The following is a 15,667-nucleotide window of genomic DNA, read 5'->3' on the forward strand; positions in this document are numbered from 1 at the left end:
GAAATTTGGGCAAAATAAAAACGCTTGGGCATACCAAGCGTTTCTTGTGGAGCTCAAGACGAGCAAGAGCTGCATGAAGAACAGCTTGAAGAAGAATCAGAACTGCTGTCATGGGAACCGTTATGCCCCCCATGATCGGCATGGCCGGATCCGGAGGGAACTGTGTTCGATTCATTCCCGAAAATATCTTTAAATTCACTGTCAAAATCATCGGTGCTTGCATAAGTGAAATAGGCAGGAGCGGCGTAGTCCGTCTGGTCGTATGTTTTCCGCCAATTCAAATCTGTCATGGGGCGATTTTCTTTAAATTGGGAAGTGAAAGATTCAAAGGTCTGTTCCGCTTGTATACTTGTCGGATTCCGCATATATTTCTCTTTTAACTGCTCCAGCTCCAACGTTTCAAAATCGCGGAGAAGCGTTTGCCCTTTATCATGTTTGAAAAATTTGCCCCATTTTTGAATGGAATGGGAATCCACCGTAAATAGCTGTACATAGTAAAAATCAAAAAGAGTGCGTTCTTCGGGTTTGAAAACAGATTCTGAATGAGGATGGTGCTGAATGGTACTACCGATGAATGCCTGGCAAAACTCATCATATTCTTTTCTATATTTCAGCATGATATGCCACAACTCATCGATGACTGAATTAAACATTTCAACTTTTCCAAACACTGCAGCCATAATCAAGTAGCGTTTCAATTCCCGCCATGCCTGATTGACCTTTATCTGTGAGTCCCGTGGATGCTTCAAGCGGAATTCAGCATTGACCTTTTCCATATAATTAAAATCCAGTGCTTTATTAAGCTTTTCTATCAATGCTTCTGAAACGATTTCCGTTACATGCAGATTTAAAGTTTCAGCATGGTATTTACGGAATTCATTTTGATAGCGTTCTAATTTAGCCGGTTCACTTAGCCCTTTAACGAAATTGACCAGGAATACAGCAAAAATTGCCGCAAGAATGACATAAAAGAAGGTCATTTTTGTTCACTCCTCTTAATCTATGGATATATTACTTTAATTTTATCTTACATGTTATTGGAAGGGAATGTAAGTTTTTTTGTATGTAATGTTCCATTTACGGAAATCGATTAAGCTGTTGAGGTTGCATGCAAAAACCCTGAAACGGTTTCGTCATTTGCTTGTCATGTAAGGGATTTTCAATCAAAATCAAGCACTTCTAATAATGCCTCATATCTAGTATAGTTAGAGAGGAAAAGGGGTGAAGGCATGTACTTGACAGTAAAAGAGACTGCGGAATATCTATCGATGCCGGAATCTTATATAGAAAGTTTGATCGTTCAAAATAAAATTCGTACCGTTCATGATGGTGAACAGCATTTGATTTTTAAAGATCAGTTTAAAATGCATCTCGAACAGATGGAGAAGTATAAGAAGGAATTGGCGGATTATTATAACGAACCCATCCCCGAAGATATCGATGTGAAGGATGAAGATTAGCATTTGCCAATTTGGCAGATGTTTTTTCATGCAGAAATGGCTTAGGATAAAAGATCGAATTTTCCAGAAGAATATTAATGACGTCTCCTTCATGGGTTTTACTGATCATTCAAATAATTTTGTTGTCAATGGAAGGTAATTGTAGTAGAATTCCTCAATTCCGTGTAAAATAAAAGGTAAAGGAATTATTACGGCAGAACGGTAGTTAGGAGATAGGTAAGTGGTAAAAGAGTATTTGCAAAGCGAAGGTTTTTCAAGGTTAATTACATTAATTGTGTTAGTCCTCTTTTTAATTAGCATCGGTAGTATGGTTAATATCGTGTTATTCACATTTGTTTTCACTTTCCTGATGGGAAGGCTGGAGCAAATTATCATGATTCGGCTGAATAAAGTGATGCATATCAATTCCAAGGTTGTTATAAGCTTTTTATATGTAGTCGTCATTTCTTGTTTAGCCATCGTTCTTTATAAATATCTACCGGTCATTACACTGCAATTCACGGAATTAGTGACACAGATCGTTTTCTTCTTTCAACATCCACCAGATAGCAGGGTCATTCAATACGCCATTAATATAATGAACGAGCTGAAATCTCCGCTCGATCTTCAAACACAGATGAATACACTCTATCTTTATATATCCGATTTCGGTAAACTGGCATTTCAAATTTTCATTTCCATGTTGCTTAGTCTATTTTTCTTATTGGAAAAAGATAAAATCATTCGTTTCACTTCTAAATTCAAGCGGGCCAAATTTAAATCTTTCTTTATAAACTTAAGCCATTTTGGCGTCAAATTCATCAATTCATTCGGAAAGGTGATTGAGGTCCAGTTCTTGATAGCCATCACGAATGCCGTACTATCTGTAACTTTCTTATGGATTCTTGGCTTCCCGCAGTTGCTCGGTCTTGGGATCATGATTTTCTTCCTGGGTTTGATTCCTGTTGCAGGGGTCATCATTTCCCTCATTCCACTTAGCATGATTGCCTATAGTATCGGCGGCATGCCCAAAGTGATTGCTGTATTAATCATGATTGTTGTGATCCATGCAATTGAAAGCTATATTTTAAATCCGAAATTCATGTCGGCAAAAACAAATCTTCCAACATTTTTCACCTTCATCATCCTATTGTTTTCCGAGCATTTCCTTGGGATATGGGGATTGATCATCGGAATACCGATCTTCATCTTCCTGTTGGATATGTTGGATATTGAAGAGGGGAATATGGAAGTTCCATAATTATCATTTGAGCAGCGGCCACGCTAATATGGCTGCTGCTTATTTTTGTTCTATTAAACCTTTTGAAAAATGGCGCTAACTGTTTTCAATATAATATCCATCAATTCGAGTAAAGGGGAAAATGGTCCATCTTTCCCTATTAGAGCATAGTTACGTTTTTGATTTACCGAGTTAATTGATTAAAATTTTATTTTACTAAAGTTATTTATCGACTTTTTATTGCATAAAAAAACAAATAAACGTATAATATTCTTAAAAGAATATACTGAAAGTTCTCTAAAGTTAGATTTATCTGTTTTTTTAAAAAAAAGAGAGTTTACGAGAGAGAAGAGGGGATTATTTTGAAAAAGGTTTCATTTTTAGTGTTTGCCATGGTTGCTTCTTTGTTACTAGTCTTGACAGGATGCGGGAAGGGTAAGGAAGTCTCGACAACAGGTAAAGAAGAAGAGTCCAATGGGAAAACACTCAGGATCGTGACGGACGCCAACTATGCTCCATTTGAATATCTTGAAGGAGATAAAATCGTAGGATTCGATGTTGATTTCATAAATGCCGTGGCAAAAGAAGCGGGTTATGAAGTTAAATTGGAAAGTGTCGGTTGGGATCCGATTTTTGTTGAAATCGAAGGTAAGAGAGCGGATGTCGCCATATCTGCGATTACAGTGAATGACGAAAGAAAACAATCTTATGACTTCTCTGTTCCGTATTTCTTATCCACAAACAAGATTCTCGTTCCTGAGAATAGTGATATAAAATCAGGGGATGAATTGAAAGGAAACGTCATTGCCGTTCAGACTGGTACTACTGGACAGGAAGCGACAGAGAAACTCCTTGGAAAGAATCACAAGGATATCAAAAAATTCGAAAATAATAACCTGGCCATTCAGGAATTACTAAAAGGCGGAGCTTCGGCTGTCGTAGCTGATAATACGGTCGTTGAAGAATATGTGAAAAATAACCCCGATCAAAAACTGAAAGTCGTTGAAGATAGCAAAAGCTTCAATGAGGAGTTTTATGGTCTTATGTTCCCAAAAGGCAGTGAATTGAAATCTGAGTTCGATAAAGCCGTGAATGCCATTTATGAAAATGGGAAATATGCAGAAATCTATAAAAAGTGGTTTGGTACTGATCCAGATATTGAAACCTTGAAAGCACAACAATAAAAACAAATGGATAGGAAAAGATTGCGTAACTTTACGTGTGAAGTTACGCAGTTTTTTTGGTCTTAGGAGGGAAACAAAATGAGTTTTCGCTGGGATATTATTTTTGAATATGCTCCTTTCTTATTAAAAGGAACGTTGCTTACAATTGGGCTGTCGGTTTCCTCCATCCTCATCGGAACTTTTTTGGGGTTATTGATCGGTTTAGGGAAAATCATGAGAAACAAAGTGCTTGCCTTTCCATTTTACTGTTATGTCACGGTTTTTCGCGGAACACCGCTTTTAGTTCAAATCTTTTTAATCCATTTTGGAATTGTGCCCTTTTTTACTGGTGAAACGAATGCAGTAACTGCCGGTGTTATTGCTTTATCTTTAAATGCAGCTGCATATATTGCCGAAATTTTCCGGGCGGGCATTCAATCCATCGATAAAGGGCAAATGGAAGGGGCGCGTTCATTGGGAATGACCCATATCCAAACAATGATACATGTTGTATTGCCCCAAGCTTTCAAACGAATGATTCCTCCGTTAGGAAATGAATTCATCGTATTATTGAAGGATTCATCCCTGCTTTGTGTCATTGCTGCCCCGGAATTGATGTATTGGGGGAAAGCGATGGGGAGTCAGTACTTTAAAGTGTGGGAGCCATACTTGGCGTGTGCCTTCATCTATTTATTCCTGACCCTCATTTTAAGTTTCGTATTAAATAGACTCGAAAGAAGGTTGAAAACAGAATGATCAAGGTGGAGAATCTAAAGAAGTCATTTGGCGATAATGATGTATTGAAAAATATCAATGCAATCGTTTCCCCTCGGGAAGTAGTCGTGGTGATTGGTCCTTCTGGGTCGGGTAAATCCACTTTCCTCAGGTGTATCAATCAACTTGAAACGATAACGGGAGGCCATATTTTCATTGAAGGGCTTGATACGACAGACAAGAAGGTCAATATCAATAAAGTCCGGACAGAAGTTGGCATGGTATTTCAGCATTTTAACTTATTTCCACATAAGACTGTTCTTGAGAATATAATGCTTGCGCCTATAAAGGTCCGCAAAATATCCAAAGAACAGGCTTCCCAAAGAGGGATGGAACTGCTTAAGAAAGTGGGACTTGCCGAGAAAGCAAACGCATATCCGGATTCATTATCGGGTGGGCAAAAGCAACGTGTTGCAATTGCCAGGGCGTTGGCGATGGAGCCCAAAATCATGCTATTCGACGAGCCGACTTCCGCTCTAGATCCGGAAATGGTCGGTGAAGTTCTTGAGGTCATGAAGCAACTTGCTAAAGAAGGCATGACCATGGTAGTTGTGACCCATGAGATGGGGTTTGCAAAAGAAGTTGGAGATCGCGTGATTTTCATGGACGAAGGTTATATTATTGAAGAAAATATTCCAAGTGAGATTTTTAATAATCCCCAGCAGGAAAGAACTAAAGCCTTTTTGAGTAAAGTGCTTTAATTACACGTAAAGAAAAAACCTTCCTTTAAGGGAGGTTTTTTTTCGGAGCATATCAGGGGGCTTCATTTAATATATGAAGCGCCTAAAAGCGATTCAGGGCTTTTACCGAGCACGAGCATACTGATTTTGGCATATCCAATATTTTTAATTTGGGAGAAGGTCTGAAGTAATACCTGGATATTCGGATCATCCTTTAACTTTTGAACTTCCTCTATATATAATCCGATAACGGAGGGCATAACGAATTCAGGGGTGTATTCGTTAGGGTTTTCATCCATGATTAATGTGCCCATAAATTGATATTTAAATTGAAGAGCCCGTGTTAAGGCAACGACATGGAGCAGTTTATTAAATAGTTCGGGGTATGAATATTTAATTTTCTCTAGAGCTGCTTCTGTTGCCTGTAACTCATCGACACTAGATAAAGTGATCATGAATATCTCCTTTTTAGAATATATTGAATCCATCAGCATTTACCGTGCTTTTTACTTATACTAGTCTACCTCCGCCGTAACGCCATGTAAAATGGTTAGATGTTATCATGTGCATAACCCAAATCTATGATAGTGCTTACATCAATCATGATAGATAATTCACTACTCATGAGACAACGCTTCCCTCGTATATTTCAGCCATTCTTTTGCAGCGTATGAAAGGTAATGGTCCTTACTCCATATAAATCCCAAATTCCAACTGATGGAGGGGTTTTTAACCTTGATGGTCTTTACGCGATCATCATGACGGCATAAACTTTCCGGTAATAGAGCAACGCCAAGTTTACAGTAGACCATTTCCTCAATAAAATCCCAGCGTGAGCTTTCCGTGACGATATAAGGAGAAAAACCAGCTTCATTACATGATGAAATGATGAGATCACGAAGGACGTAATCTTTATTGAATAAGATGAATGATTCGTTTTCCAGGTCGGCCAAATCGATTTCTTCCTTACAAGCATGCGGATGGGTGGGATGAACAATCAAGTTGATGTCTTCTTCCAAAAAAGCAAAATGATGAAAATGTGCGGTGTTGGTTGGCAGGACTATTACTCCTATATCAATTAAGTCATTTTGGACGGATTCTTCTATTTTCTTTGAACCATCCTCTATTAATTGAAAGGTAATATTGGGATAGTCTTCGTGAAAACGGCTAAGAATTCGGGGGAAGAAAGAAGCGTCGATGATCGGCGGCAGCCCGATGCGTATATGTCCCTTTTTTAAACCTAATAAATTGTCCATTTCCGTTTCTAAATTGTGAAAGGCCTTATCAATCAATTTTGCCTGCTCTAAGACAACCCTGCCTGCATCGGTCAAGATCAGTTGCTTACGTGAACGATCAAAAAGCTCAACACCTAGCTCGGTTTCCAGGTTTTTAATCATCTTGCTTATGGTCGGCTGGGTAATGAATAAATGGTCGGCAGCACGAGTGAAGCTATTGAAATTGGTTACCTCTATAAAGTATTGCAAATGTTTAATATCCATTGCGTCACCTGTTATCCTCGTTTAAAATTAGTTTCATTTTACCTGTAAAAGGAAGTGTTTGTAAAACAAGATAAGCTTTGCTTGGGGTACATGCACGCATAAATAAGCTGGACTCCAAAGGGGAACCCAGCTTATGAAAGGGCTGGCAAGAGTATCTGCCGTATATTTTATTTGACCAACAAGACGGGCACTGGGGAATGTTGAACGATATAGTGGCTCACGCTGCCTAGGAATTCCTTGAAGCCACTCAATCCGCGGCTGCCCATGATGATAAGGTCACAATTCTGGGATTTTGCATGTTCCAATAAAGTCGTGATGGCTGAACCCTCCACGACAAATGTCTGGGATCCATTCGGGATTTCGGATAAAAGCGCTTCCGCTTTTTTAATCACTTCCTTGCCATACTTGAGCATGGATTCTTCGATTTCCTGAAAGGCATTGCCATATATATTTGATTTGATTGGCAGCGTTACAGCGTGAAGCACCTGGATTTCGATAGCGGGATCCAGCTTCGCTATTTCAATCGCTTTTTCTAAAGATTTAAGTGCCAATTCAGATTCATCATAAGCAACTAATATTTTTGAACATAGCATTGATCGATCATTCCCTTCTTTTGAAGAATATACCCCTAGTATATCAATTTAAATCTTTCATGCAGTTTCATAAATTAGAAATTTTGTGAATATTTATTGAAGTTTACGTTAACGTCAATGTTAAAATAAAGGTAAATAATCCCTTTGCAAAGTGTGGTTTTAACATGTACACCATTTCTGAGTTAGCAAAAGAATTCGGATTGACGACAAGGACCCTCCGTTATTATGAGGAACTGGGTATGCTTAGGCCAAAGCGTACCGAAACGGGAAAAAGAGTTTATGGAAAGAAGGAATATGCACAGCTCAAAATCATAATGCGCGGTAAGAAGTATGGTTTTTCGTTAGTCGAAATAAAGGATATAGTCCTTTTATTCGATAAGGATAGGACAGGCATTAAGCAATTGGAAAAAACGATTGAAACTGCAGGACAGAAATTAAACGAAATCAACGAACGCATTAAAGAGCTGGATGGTTTGAAACAGGATTTTGAACAGGTAATCAAAGGCTTTACCGAAACCCTTCATGACTTGAAAGTGAACGATAAAACAGGCAAGCGGTGAAATTAATCTTGAAAATAGGTTTTGATGATAGTGAGAGATGAATATATATTCTAGAAAACAAATGGGGTGGGAATTTGGAAATTAAAGAAACCATTGCAGTTGTAACAGGCGGGGCTTCTGGTCTGGGAGCTGCGACAGTAAGAAACATCATTAAAAAAGGTGGAAAAGCGGTCATATTTGACCTCTCGGAAGTAAACGGGGCTAAAATGGCTCAGGAATTGGGAGATTCAGTGCTGTTCATTAAAACGGATGTAACTAGTGAGGAAAGCGTATCGGTAGCATTGGATGAAGGAATGAAAAAATTCGGGAGCATCAATACGGTCATCAATTGTGCAGGCATTGCGATTGCAGAGAAGGTCATAGGCAGAAAAGGTATCCATGAATTGAAAGCGTTCTCAAATGTCGTGCAGATCAATTTGATCGGTACGTTTAACGTAATCCGGCTTGCGGCGGAAAAAATGGTCGAAAATGAACCGAACCAAGAGGGGGAGCGTGGGGTCGTTATCAATACAGCTTCGGTAGCTGCCTTTGAAGGACAAATCGGACAAGCCGCATATAGTGCCTCTAAGGGGGGGATTGTTGCTATGACTCTCCCGATCGCAAGGGAGCTTGCCACGAAAGGGATACGTGTCGTATCGATTGCACCCGGTCTATTCCATACTCCGATGTTCGATTCATTGCCTGCAGAAGCTAGGACGTCATTAGGTAAAACCGTGCCATTCCCCCCAAGGCTCGGGTATCCCGAAGAGTACGCTAAACTAACGGAAAGCATCATAACGAATCCAATGCTGAATGGGGAAACCATCAGACTTGATGGGGCCATCAGAATGTCACCCAGGTAAGTGTTAATTCCTTAAGGGCAATTCATTGTATATCTGGAAAAAGGGCCTCCGACAAAAAGAAATGGAGAGGAGAAAACAGATGAAGCATCCATACCTAAGTGAAGATCATGAAATTTTCCGTAAGTCATTCCGTAAGTTTTTAGTGAAAGAAGCAGTTCCCAACTATGAACGATGGGAAGAAGAGAGGATCATTCCCCGGTCATTTTGGGTGAAAATGGGGGAACAGGGTTTTTTATGTCCGGACCTTGGAGAAGATTATGGGGGTTCCGGGGTAGATTGGGGCTTTGCTGTCATAATTAATGAAGAATTGGAAAGAGTCGGTTCTGGTTTCATTGGTTTCGGACTTCACAGTGACATCACCGTTCCGTATATTTCCGCATACGGAAATGAGTCGCAGAAACAGCGCTGGCTTCCTAAATGCACGACAGGGGAAATCATTACGGCCATTGCCATGACAGAGCCTGGAACAGGTTCGGATTTGGCCAATATTAAAACGACTGCCATTTTGGATGGAGATCATTACATATTAAATGGCCAAAAGACATTCATCACAAATGGCATTCATGCGGATTTGGTCATCGTTGCCTGTAAAACGGATCCAAGTGCCGTTCCGAAACATAAAGGTGTTAGCTTAGTCGTGGTCGAAAGGCATACACCCGGATTTTCCAGGGGGCGAAAACTGAAGAAACTTGGCCTGCACAGTCAGGATACAGCAGAACTCATCTTCGAGGATTGCCGTGTTCCAAAGGAAAACCTGCTTGGTGAAGAAGGCAGGGGGTTTACTTACTTAATGGAAAAACTGCAGCAGGAACGCCTTGTGGTGGCAATTTGTGCTCAAACCGCATCTGAGGATATGCTGGCCGATACGATTGAGTACGTGAAGGGCAGGGAAGCGTTCGGAAAATCCGTAAGTCAGTTTCAAAATACACAATTCAAAATCGCGGAAATGGCAACGGAAATCACAATGGGGCGTGCCTTCCTAGATCAATTGATCGCCAAACATATGGCTGGTGAACAGGTTGTAACGGAAGTTTCGATGGCAAAATGGCGTTTGACGGAGACTGCCAGAAAAATATCCATTGAATGCATGCAGCTCCATGGCGGCTATGGATTTATGGAGGAATACAAGATTGCCAGAAGGTATCGGGATGTTCCGGTAGCAAGCATCTATGCCGGGACAAATGAAATCATGAAGAAAATCATTGCTAAGAACCTGGGTCTATAATAAAAGGATGAGAAGGGGAGAGAGTATATGCGGGAAGTGGTTATCGTTGAAGGGATCCGCACGCCAGTAGGCAGAAGGAACGGTGTCTTGAAAGACGTTCGCCCTGATGATCTGGCCGGGGAAGTATTGAAGAAGCTGATTGAAAAGGCGGGCATCGATCCGGCCATTGTCGATGATGTCATTTTAGGCTGTGTTTCACAGTCGGGCGAACAGGCCGGTGATATAGCAAGGGTTGCTGCACTGATTGCCGGGTTTCCGATTGAAGTGCCGGGAGCGACGATTGACCGTCAATGCGGATCAAGTCAGCAGGCAGTCCATTTCGCTTCCCAGGCCATCTTGTCAGGTGATATGGATGTGGTAGTGGCCGGTGGTGTGGAAAACATGTCACGAGTCCCCATGGGGTCTAATTATCAAGGTGCTGGAACAAGCCAAAAGTATATGGACTCGTATGAGGTGATCAACCAAGGTTTGTCAGCTGAGAGAATCGCCGCTAAGTGGGGAATAACACGGAAAGATTGTGATCAGTTTTCCGTTGAGAGTCATGCCAAGGCAATACGTGCTCAAAATGAAGGGCATTTTAACCGTGAAATGATATCAGTAACGGGTACTGATAAAGAAGGAAATCAAATCGAAGTTACGGAAGATCAAGGCCCAAGGGGTGGAACCACGCTTGAAGTACTTGCTGGATTGAAACCGGTTTTTCAAGAAGGCGGTTTAATCCATGCAGGGAACTCAAGTCAGATCAGTGACGGTGCTGCCGCCTTATTATTGATGGAACGCAGTAAAGCCGAAGAACTTGGATTGAAACCGCGCTTTAAAGTGCATACACGGGTTGTTGTCGGGTCAGATCCCACCCTGATGCTTACGGGACCGATTCCCGCCACCCAAAAAGCTTTGGAAAAAGCAGGTCTTACAATTGATGATATCGATATCTTTGAAGTGAATGAGGCTTTCGCCCCTGTACCGATTGCCTGGCTAAAAGAAACGGGGGCAGACCCCAAAAAGCTGAATCCAAATGGCGGGGCGATTGCCTTGGGTCATCCTCTTGGCGGAAGCGGTGCCCGATTGATGGTGTCGATGATCCATGAGTTAGAAAGGACGGGCGGCCGTTATGGGCTGCAAACAATGTGTGAAGGCCACGGCATGGCGAATGCAACCATCATTGAAAGATTGGACTGAAGCCGGACTATCCATTTAGAAACATTCGTAATTCGCACGAAAGTAAAAGCTGAAAAAGGGATGAAGCCGACCATCGGCAGGCTTTGCCTAAACTCTTCGGAGTTGATGGTGGTTACTTGAGGAGGAACATGATATGTCAGTAACGATTAAAAATATCTTTGATCAGACGGTTCAGAAATTCCCCATTAAAGAAGCTATCTACGACGTGAGAAGAAATATCCGCTATACGTACATTCAATGGAATGAGCAGGTGAATAGGTTGGCGGCTGCCCTTCAAGCGGAAGGGGTGCGAAAAGGGGACAGGGTCTCTACGTACCTTTACAATAATGAAGAGCTTGCAACAGCACTCTTTGCCTGTGCAAAAATCGGCGCAATCTTTAATCCAATCAACTTCCGATTAATGCCGGAAGAGTTGGCCTTTATCTTGAACGACGCTGCTCCAAAGGTCGTTTTATTCGAACACGAACTGGAAACGAACGTTGCCGCAGTTGAAAAGCGATTTCCGGAAACGGCTTTTTGGTATATTGATGATGATGTGCCTCGATATGCAAAAGGTTACCGCCAGAAAATGGCCAGTATCTCGTCAAAGCCTGATGAAGTGGACGTTCACGAAGATGATATCTATGCCATCATGTATACGAGTGGGACAACCGGACGTCCAAAAGGGGTCATTCACCTTCATAAAGACATGGTCAAACAATCCGAGATTTTAATAGAGGCCATGAAGTATGAACGCTCTGATATCGGTTTGATCACTGCACCGATGTTTCATTGTGCCGAATTGCACTGTTCCTTTTTACCACGCATACAGGTCGGTGCCGCAAATGTCATATTACATCAGTTTAATCCCAAGAAGGTCATGGAATTGATTGAAACCGAAGGGATCACCAAGTTTTTTGCTGCACCCACGATGTGGAACATGCTCATCCAGGAAAACTTGGATGAGTACAAATTCCAGAGTTTGAAGCTTGGGCTTTATGGAGCAGCCCCGATGGCTCCAACACTTGTACGCGCCTGTCAGGAGAAACTCGGCATCCAGTTCATCCAAGCTTATGGAATGACTGAAATGGGTCCCGCCATCACTCTCCTAATGGAGGAAGATCAAATCAGGAAAGCGGGTTCTGCCGGCAAGGCATGTTCCGATCATGAAATAATCATTGCCCGTCCGAATGACGAAGGGCCATCGGATCCCGAGGATCTGCTGGAACCTGGGGAAACAGGGGAAATCCTTGTGAAGGGTCCGTGTATCATGCAGGGGTATTTTCAAAAAGATAGAGAGACCGAAAAGGCGCTTTACAAAGGCTGGTACCATTCCGGTGACATCGGTTTCCTGGATGAAGATGGATATTTGTGGGTCAAGGACCGGGTGGACGACATGATTATTTCTGGAGGGGAAAATATTTATCCACGTGAAGTGGAAGATACCCTATATGAGCATCAAGGAGTTCTCGACTGTGCAGTACTTGGTCAACCGGATGATCAATGGGGGGAAATGGTGACGGCCTTCATCGTAGCCAAAGACCCAACGCTTGCGGAAACAGATTTAGAAACCTGGTGTAGAAACAGTGTTACACTAGCAAACTATAAACGTCCAAGAAGGTATATCTTCTGTAATGAGCTGCCTCGAAACGCAAGCGGGAAGATTCAAAAATTCTTGCTTCGTAAACAGTTGGAAGAAAATGTTGATGGAAAAAGTTTGGGGAACCTTCTTTAATGCAGGGGACAGTGAAAAGTCATCTAGAATTGCTTGGCATACGAACTTGGAAGGAAGAAATTTAATAAAGACCGTAAAAGATATAGATGAATTATTATATAAATAATAATCCTGTGGAACAAATCAAGTAGAGAGAATAGTTATCCACAACAAAAATGCTGCGTGGTTAGCCTGACATCCCCTTTATCCACATAATCCACAGGGTTATCCAGAAATAACATTATTTTCATGTTAATAAGGTGAGTTATTACACTTATAGTTTGTCAGTATTTTCAGAATATATCCACAATATACACAGGGGTGTGGATAAACCATGCAAATATTGAATATATAAGGGGCTGATTTACAGCCCCTTGGTTTGGTTTATCCTGCTTATTAACGGCGATTATGAGCACGGCGGTCGGCCGCATTTGCCCGGGCTTGTGCCTCGATGTCTTCCTGGTCAGCCAGTTCGGAAGAATACTCAACGTCAAGTCCATCACTCTTCAGGTTTTTAGGAACCTGAGGAAGTTTTTGTTTGTTCTTATCTCGATTATGGTGTATGTTATTTCGTCCCATATTAGAGGCCCCCTAGAATAAAAAATAAGCTGGAGATGATTTCACTAATCATCTCCAGCTTATTTTGTGTTGAGTGGCTGTTCAAAATGTACGGGAAAAAACTCCAAGCTTAACGACGGGATTTCTTCTCGGTATATCCACCAGCTCGATCTGCCTTTTTAAATTCGCGAGCATAAAGAATAGCTTGGGTACTAGTTAAGTTACTTTTCTCTTTATCGTGTTTTTTGAGCAATTAGATCATCTCCATTTCACTTAATATCCCTATTTTTTCCTAAAATGACCCTTTCATACGTGAGAATCTTCTTTCAAGATATTTTGTAAAGCTTCTTTAAGGGTTGGGAAGGAGAAAGTGAATTCTTCCTCTTTAAGTTTAGTGGGAAGGACATTTTGTCCTTCAAGCACAAGTATGCTCATTTCCCCCAGCAGTTTTTTGAGAAAGAGGGGAGGTACGGGTAACCAATGTGGCCGGTGCAGGACAGCTCCTATCGTTTTCCCGAATGTATCCATCTGAACGGGATTCGGTGCCGTAAAATTGACTGGGCCTTCTATCCGCTCATCGTTCATGCAAAAGATGATTGCACGGACCACGTCATGGATATGAATCCAGGAAAGCCACTGATTCCCTTTGCCCATCTTTCCTCCGCCGAATAGTTTATAGGGGAGGACCATCATTGGCAGTGCGCCATCTTTTTCTCCAAGAATCACCCCAAATCTTGTTAGGACCAACCTTTTACAGTAAGAGCGTGATTTAGCCGCTTCCTTTTCCCATAGTTGTACAGTACGTGCCAAGAAATCATCACCAAAGGATCCAGAGGTTTCGGTAAAGGTCTCATCGTCCGAAATACCATAATATCCGACTGCACTTGCATTAATGATGACGGACACTTTATCGGGCAATATGGATATGATCCGGTTCATCTCTTTGGAAGCTTCGACCCTGCTTTCGACAATCCGGCGTTTTCGTTCAGGTGTCCAACGCCCGCTGTTCAGGGATGCACCAGCAAGGTTAATGAAAACATCTAGCCCCGCCAAGTGCTTTTCCGGCTTCGCCTCCTTGGTCAACCAGCCGATATATGTCAAATTAGTCTGTTTTTTAAATTTATCGGGATGACGGGTCAAAATATATATGTCATGATTTTCTTTTAATAATTCATCAATAAGGGCTGTGCCGACAAAACCGCTTCCACCAGCAATGGCTATTTTCATGAAAACCACTTCCTTTCCCTTTCTTTCCTTCACTTTAACATGCCCATGTTCTTTTTTCATTTTTAGACATGCTATATATAGAAATGGTAAACGTAAAGGGGTAAAGTAGGGGTGGGGGTGGATTTATGCCAAACATAACAAAAATAACAACCCAAAAGAAACGTAAAGATCGTTATAACATTTTCGTTGACGAAAAATATGCCTTCAGTGTAGATGAAGAAGTGCTATTGAAATTTCAGTTGAAAAAGGGAAAGGAACTTGATGACCTGCTTTTGGCTGAAATACAATTCCATGACGAAATCCAAAAAGCATTTACCGATGCACTTAATTATTTATCATACCGAATGCGCTCGGAATCGGAAATTCGCCTTTATTTAAAAAAGAAGGAGACGGAAGAGCCGATCATTAAAGAAGCGATACATAAACTATACAGTTTTAACTATTTAGACGACCTTGAATTTGCCAAGGCTTACGTACGGACCCATGTGAATGGAGGCAATAAAGGGCCCACTACCCTTAAGCTCGAGCTTAAGGAAAAAGGGGTGCAAGAAAAGTTGGTTGTCGAGGCATTGAAGGAATACCCCTATGATATTCAGATTGAACATGCAAGGAAACTTGCTGGAAAAGCGGTCAAAAAGGAAAAAAACATTTCCCAACGAGCTTTAAGGCTGAAAGTTGAACAAACCCTGTTACGGAAAGGTTTCCCTAGAGATGTCATCCATGAGGCACTTGAAGATGTGACGGTTGAAAAGGATGAAGATGAACAATGGGATTCTCTTTGCCACCATGCCGAAAAAATGCAACGCCGATATAAAAACCATGAAGGCTTCGAATATGAACAAAAAATGAAGCAGGCATTATACCGAAAAGGTTTTCCAATAGAATTGATTGAGCGTTATCTTTCCAATCCTGATGGGGATTAAGTGCATCAATAGCCAAATCACTAAATTTTGTTTAATATAGAAGTAAATTAATATTTCATTTAAGGAGTCATA

At 41.3% G+C, this 15,667-nt stretch carries 18 protein-coding genes; 11 read left to right on the plus strand and 7 right to left on the minus strand.

Annotated features, from left to right (window positions below; genetic code table 11):
• Positions 1–53: 53 nt before the first annotated feature.
• Positions 54–980, minus strand: a complete 927-nt coding sequence (locus BW986_RS22875; protein ID WP_076371103.1) for a glycine-rich domain-containing protein — start codon at positions 978–980, stop codon at positions 54–56.
• Positions 981–1,229: 249 nt separating this feature from the next.
• Here BW986_RS22875 and BW986_RS22880 point away from each other — a divergent pair, with 249 nt between their 5' ends.
• The 5 genes from BW986_RS22880 (at position 1,230) to BW986_RS22900 (ending at position 5,317) form a co-directional block, all read left to right on the plus strand.
• Positions 1,230–1,460, plus strand: a complete 231-nt coding sequence (locus BW986_RS22880; protein ID WP_076371105.1) for an excisionase family DNA-binding protein — start codon at positions 1,230–1,232, stop codon at positions 1,458–1,460.
• A 220-nt stretch (positions 1,461–1,680) separates the two neighbouring features.
• A complete protein-coding gene (locus BW986_RS22885) occupies positions 1,681–2,700 on the plus strand; it encodes an AI-2E family transporter (protein WP_076371107.1) in 1,020 nt (339 codons plus the stop codon).
• Between the two features lie 341 nt (positions 2,701–3,041).
• Positions 3,042–3,863 (plus strand): basic amino acid ABC transporter substrate-binding protein, encoded by an 822-nt coding sequence (locus tag BW986_RS22890; protein ID WP_076371109.1) that lies wholly within the window; start codon positions 3,042–3,044, stop codon positions 3,861–3,863.
• A 78-nt stretch (positions 3,864–3,941) separates the two neighbouring features.
• The gene (locus tag BW986_RS22895; protein WP_076371111.1) at positions 3,942–4,598 is read left to right on the plus strand and encodes an amino acid ABC transporter permease; all 657 of its coding nucleotides are present in this window, start codon (positions 3,942–3,944) and stop codon (positions 4,596–4,598) included.
• The gene (locus BW986_RS22900) at positions 4,595–5,317 is read left to right on the plus strand and encodes an amino acid ABC transporter ATP-binding protein (protein ID WP_076371113.1); all 723 of its coding nucleotides are present in this window, start codon (positions 4,595–4,597) and stop codon (positions 5,315–5,317) included. The genes BW986_RS22895 and BW986_RS22900 overlap by 4 nt, the downstream gene beginning before the upstream one ends.
• A gap of 62 nt (positions 5,318–5,379) precedes the next feature.
• Here the strand turns inward: BW986_RS22900 and BW986_RS22905 are convergent, their stop codons facing one another.
• From BW986_RS22905 to BW986_RS22915, 3 genes are all read right to left on the minus strand, one after another.
• A complete protein-coding gene (locus BW986_RS22905; protein WP_076371115.1) occupies positions 5,380–5,751 on the minus strand; it encodes a hypothetical protein in 372 nt (123 codons plus the stop codon).
• Between the two features lie 162 nt (positions 5,752–5,913).
• Positions 5,914–6,795, minus strand: coding sequence for a cidABC operon transcriptional activator CidR (gene cidR / locus BW986_RS22910; RefSeq protein ID WP_076371117.1), 882 nt, complete (start codon positions 6,793–6,795; stop codon positions 5,914–5,916).
• A 167-nt stretch (positions 6,796–6,962) separates the two neighbouring features.
• A complete protein-coding gene (locus tag BW986_RS22915) occupies positions 6,963–7,388 on the minus strand; it encodes a universal stress protein (protein WP_076371119.1) in 426 nt (141 codons plus the stop codon).
• Positions 7,389–7,552: 164 nt separating this feature from the next.
• On the opposite strand from BW986_RS22915, the gene BW986_RS22920 reads away from it, so the two are divergent.
• From BW986_RS22920 to BW986_RS22940, 5 genes are all read left to right on the plus strand, one after another.
• Entirely contained in the window at positions 7,553–7,948 is a 396-nt protein-coding gene (locus BW986_RS22920) for a MerR family transcriptional regulator (protein WP_063234808.1), read from the plus strand.
• Positions 7,949–8,022: 74 nt separating this feature from the next.
• Complete coding sequence (locus BW986_RS22925; protein ID WP_076371121.1) at positions 8,023–8,790, plus strand: 3-hydroxyacyl-CoA dehydrogenase; 768 nt, start codon at positions 8,023–8,025, stop codon at positions 8,788–8,790.
• 79 nt (positions 8,791–8,869) lie between these two features.
• Entirely contained in the window at positions 8,870–10,015 is a 1,146-nt protein-coding gene (locus tag BW986_RS22930; RefSeq protein WP_076371123.1) for an acyl-CoA dehydrogenase family protein, read from the plus strand.
• Positions 10,016–10,042: 27 nt separating this feature from the next.
• Positions 10,043–11,194 (plus strand): thiolase family protein, encoded by a 1,152-nt coding sequence (locus tag BW986_RS22935; protein WP_076371125.1) that lies wholly within the window; start codon positions 10,043–10,045, stop codon positions 11,192–11,194.
• A 133-nt stretch (positions 11,195–11,327) separates the two neighbouring features.
• Positions 11,328–12,908, plus strand: a complete 1,581-nt coding sequence (locus BW986_RS22940) for a fatty acid--CoA ligase (protein ID WP_076371127.1) — start codon at positions 11,328–11,330, stop codon at positions 12,906–12,908.
• 375 nt (positions 12,909–13,283) lie between these two features.
• Here BW986_RS22940 and BW986_RS22945 read toward each other — a convergent pair whose 3' ends face one another.
• The 3 genes from BW986_RS22945 to BW986_RS22955 form a co-directional block, all read right to left on the minus strand.
• Positions 13,284–13,466 carry a YfhD family protein gene (locus tag BW986_RS22945; protein ID WP_034306455.1) on the minus strand — a complete coding sequence of 61 codons (183 nt, stop codon included), beginning with the start codon at positions 13,464–13,466 and terminating at the stop codon, positions 13,284–13,286.
• A 109-nt stretch (positions 13,467–13,575) separates the two neighbouring features.
• A complete protein-coding gene (locus tag BW986_RS22950) occupies positions 13,576–13,698 on the minus strand; it encodes a YfhE family protein (protein WP_081088510.1) in 123 nt (40 codons plus the stop codon).
• A 53-nt stretch (positions 13,699–13,751) separates the two neighbouring features.
• Positions 13,752–14,672 carry a TIGR01777 family oxidoreductase gene (locus BW986_RS22955; protein WP_076371207.1) on the minus strand — a complete coding sequence of 307 codons (921 nt, stop codon included), beginning with the start codon at positions 14,670–14,672 and terminating at the stop codon, positions 13,752–13,754.
• 125 nt (positions 14,673–14,797) lie between these two features.
• Here BW986_RS22955 and recX point away from each other — a divergent pair, with 125 nt between their 5' ends.
• A complete protein-coding gene (recX, locus tag BW986_RS22960; RefSeq protein ID WP_076371129.1) occupies positions 14,798–15,595 on the plus strand; it encodes a recombination regulator RecX in 798 nt (265 codons plus the stop codon).
• Positions 15,596–15,667 lie beyond the last annotated feature (72 nt).

Origin of the sequence: Peribacillus simplex (genome assembly GCF_900156045.1) — a bacterium.
Classification (GTDB): Bacteria; Bacillota; Bacilli; order Bacillales; family DSM-1321; genus Peribacillus; species Peribacillus simplex_D.

Excerpts from the sequence above, each read along its gene's own strand:
- BW986_RS22875 (WP_076371103.1), bottom strand. The coding sequence starts at position 980 with ATGACCTTCTTTTATGTCATTCTTGCGGCAATTTTTGCTGTATTCCTG.
- BW986_RS22880 (WP_076371105.1), top strand. The coding sequence starts at position 1,230 with ATGTACTTGACAGTAAAAGAGACTGCGGAATATCTATCGATGCCGGAA.
- BW986_RS22895 (WP_076371111.1), top strand. The coding sequence starts at position 3,942 with ATGAGTTTTCGCTGGGATATTATTTTTGAATATGCTCCTTTCTTATTA.
- BW986_RS22900 (WP_076371113.1), top strand. The coding sequence starts at position 4,595 with ATGATCAAGGTGGAGAATCTAAAGAAGTCATTTGGCGATAATGATGTA.
- BW986_RS22905 (WP_076371115.1), bottom strand. The coding sequence starts at position 5,751 with ATGATCACTTTATCTAGTGTCGATGAGTTACAGGCAACAGAAGCAGCT.
- cidR (WP_076371117.1), bottom strand. The coding sequence starts at position 6,795 with ATGGATATTAAACATTTGCAATACTTTATAGAGGTAACCAATTTCAAT.
- BW986_RS22915 (WP_076371119.1), bottom strand. The coding sequence starts at position 7,388 with ATGCTATGTTCAAAAATATTAGTTGCTTATGATGAATCTGAATTGGCA.
- BW986_RS22920 (WP_063234808.1), top strand. The coding sequence starts at position 7,553 with ATGTACACCATTTCTGAGTTAGCAAAAGAATTCGGATTGACGACAAGG.
- BW986_RS22930 (WP_076371123.1), top strand. The coding sequence starts at position 8,870 with ATGAAGCATCCATACCTAAGTGAAGATCATGAAATTTTCCGTAAGTCA.
- BW986_RS22935 (WP_076371125.1), top strand. The coding sequence starts at position 10,043 with ATGCGGGAAGTGGTTATCGTTGAAGGGATCCGCACGCCAGTAGGCAGA.
- BW986_RS22940 (WP_076371127.1), top strand. The coding sequence starts at position 11,328 with ATGTCAGTAACGATTAAAAATATCTTTGATCAGACGGTTCAGAAATTC.
- BW986_RS22945 (WP_034306455.1), bottom strand. The coding sequence starts at position 13,466 with ATGGGACGAAATAACATACACCATAATCGAGATAAGAACAAACAAAAA.
- BW986_RS22955 (WP_076371207.1), bottom strand. The coding sequence starts at position 14,672 with ATGAAAATAGCCATTGCTGGTGGAAGCGGTTTTGTCGGCACAGCCCTT.
- recX (WP_076371129.1), top strand. The coding sequence starts at position 14,798 with ATGCCAAACATAACAAAAATAACAACCCAAAAGAAACGTAAAGATCGT.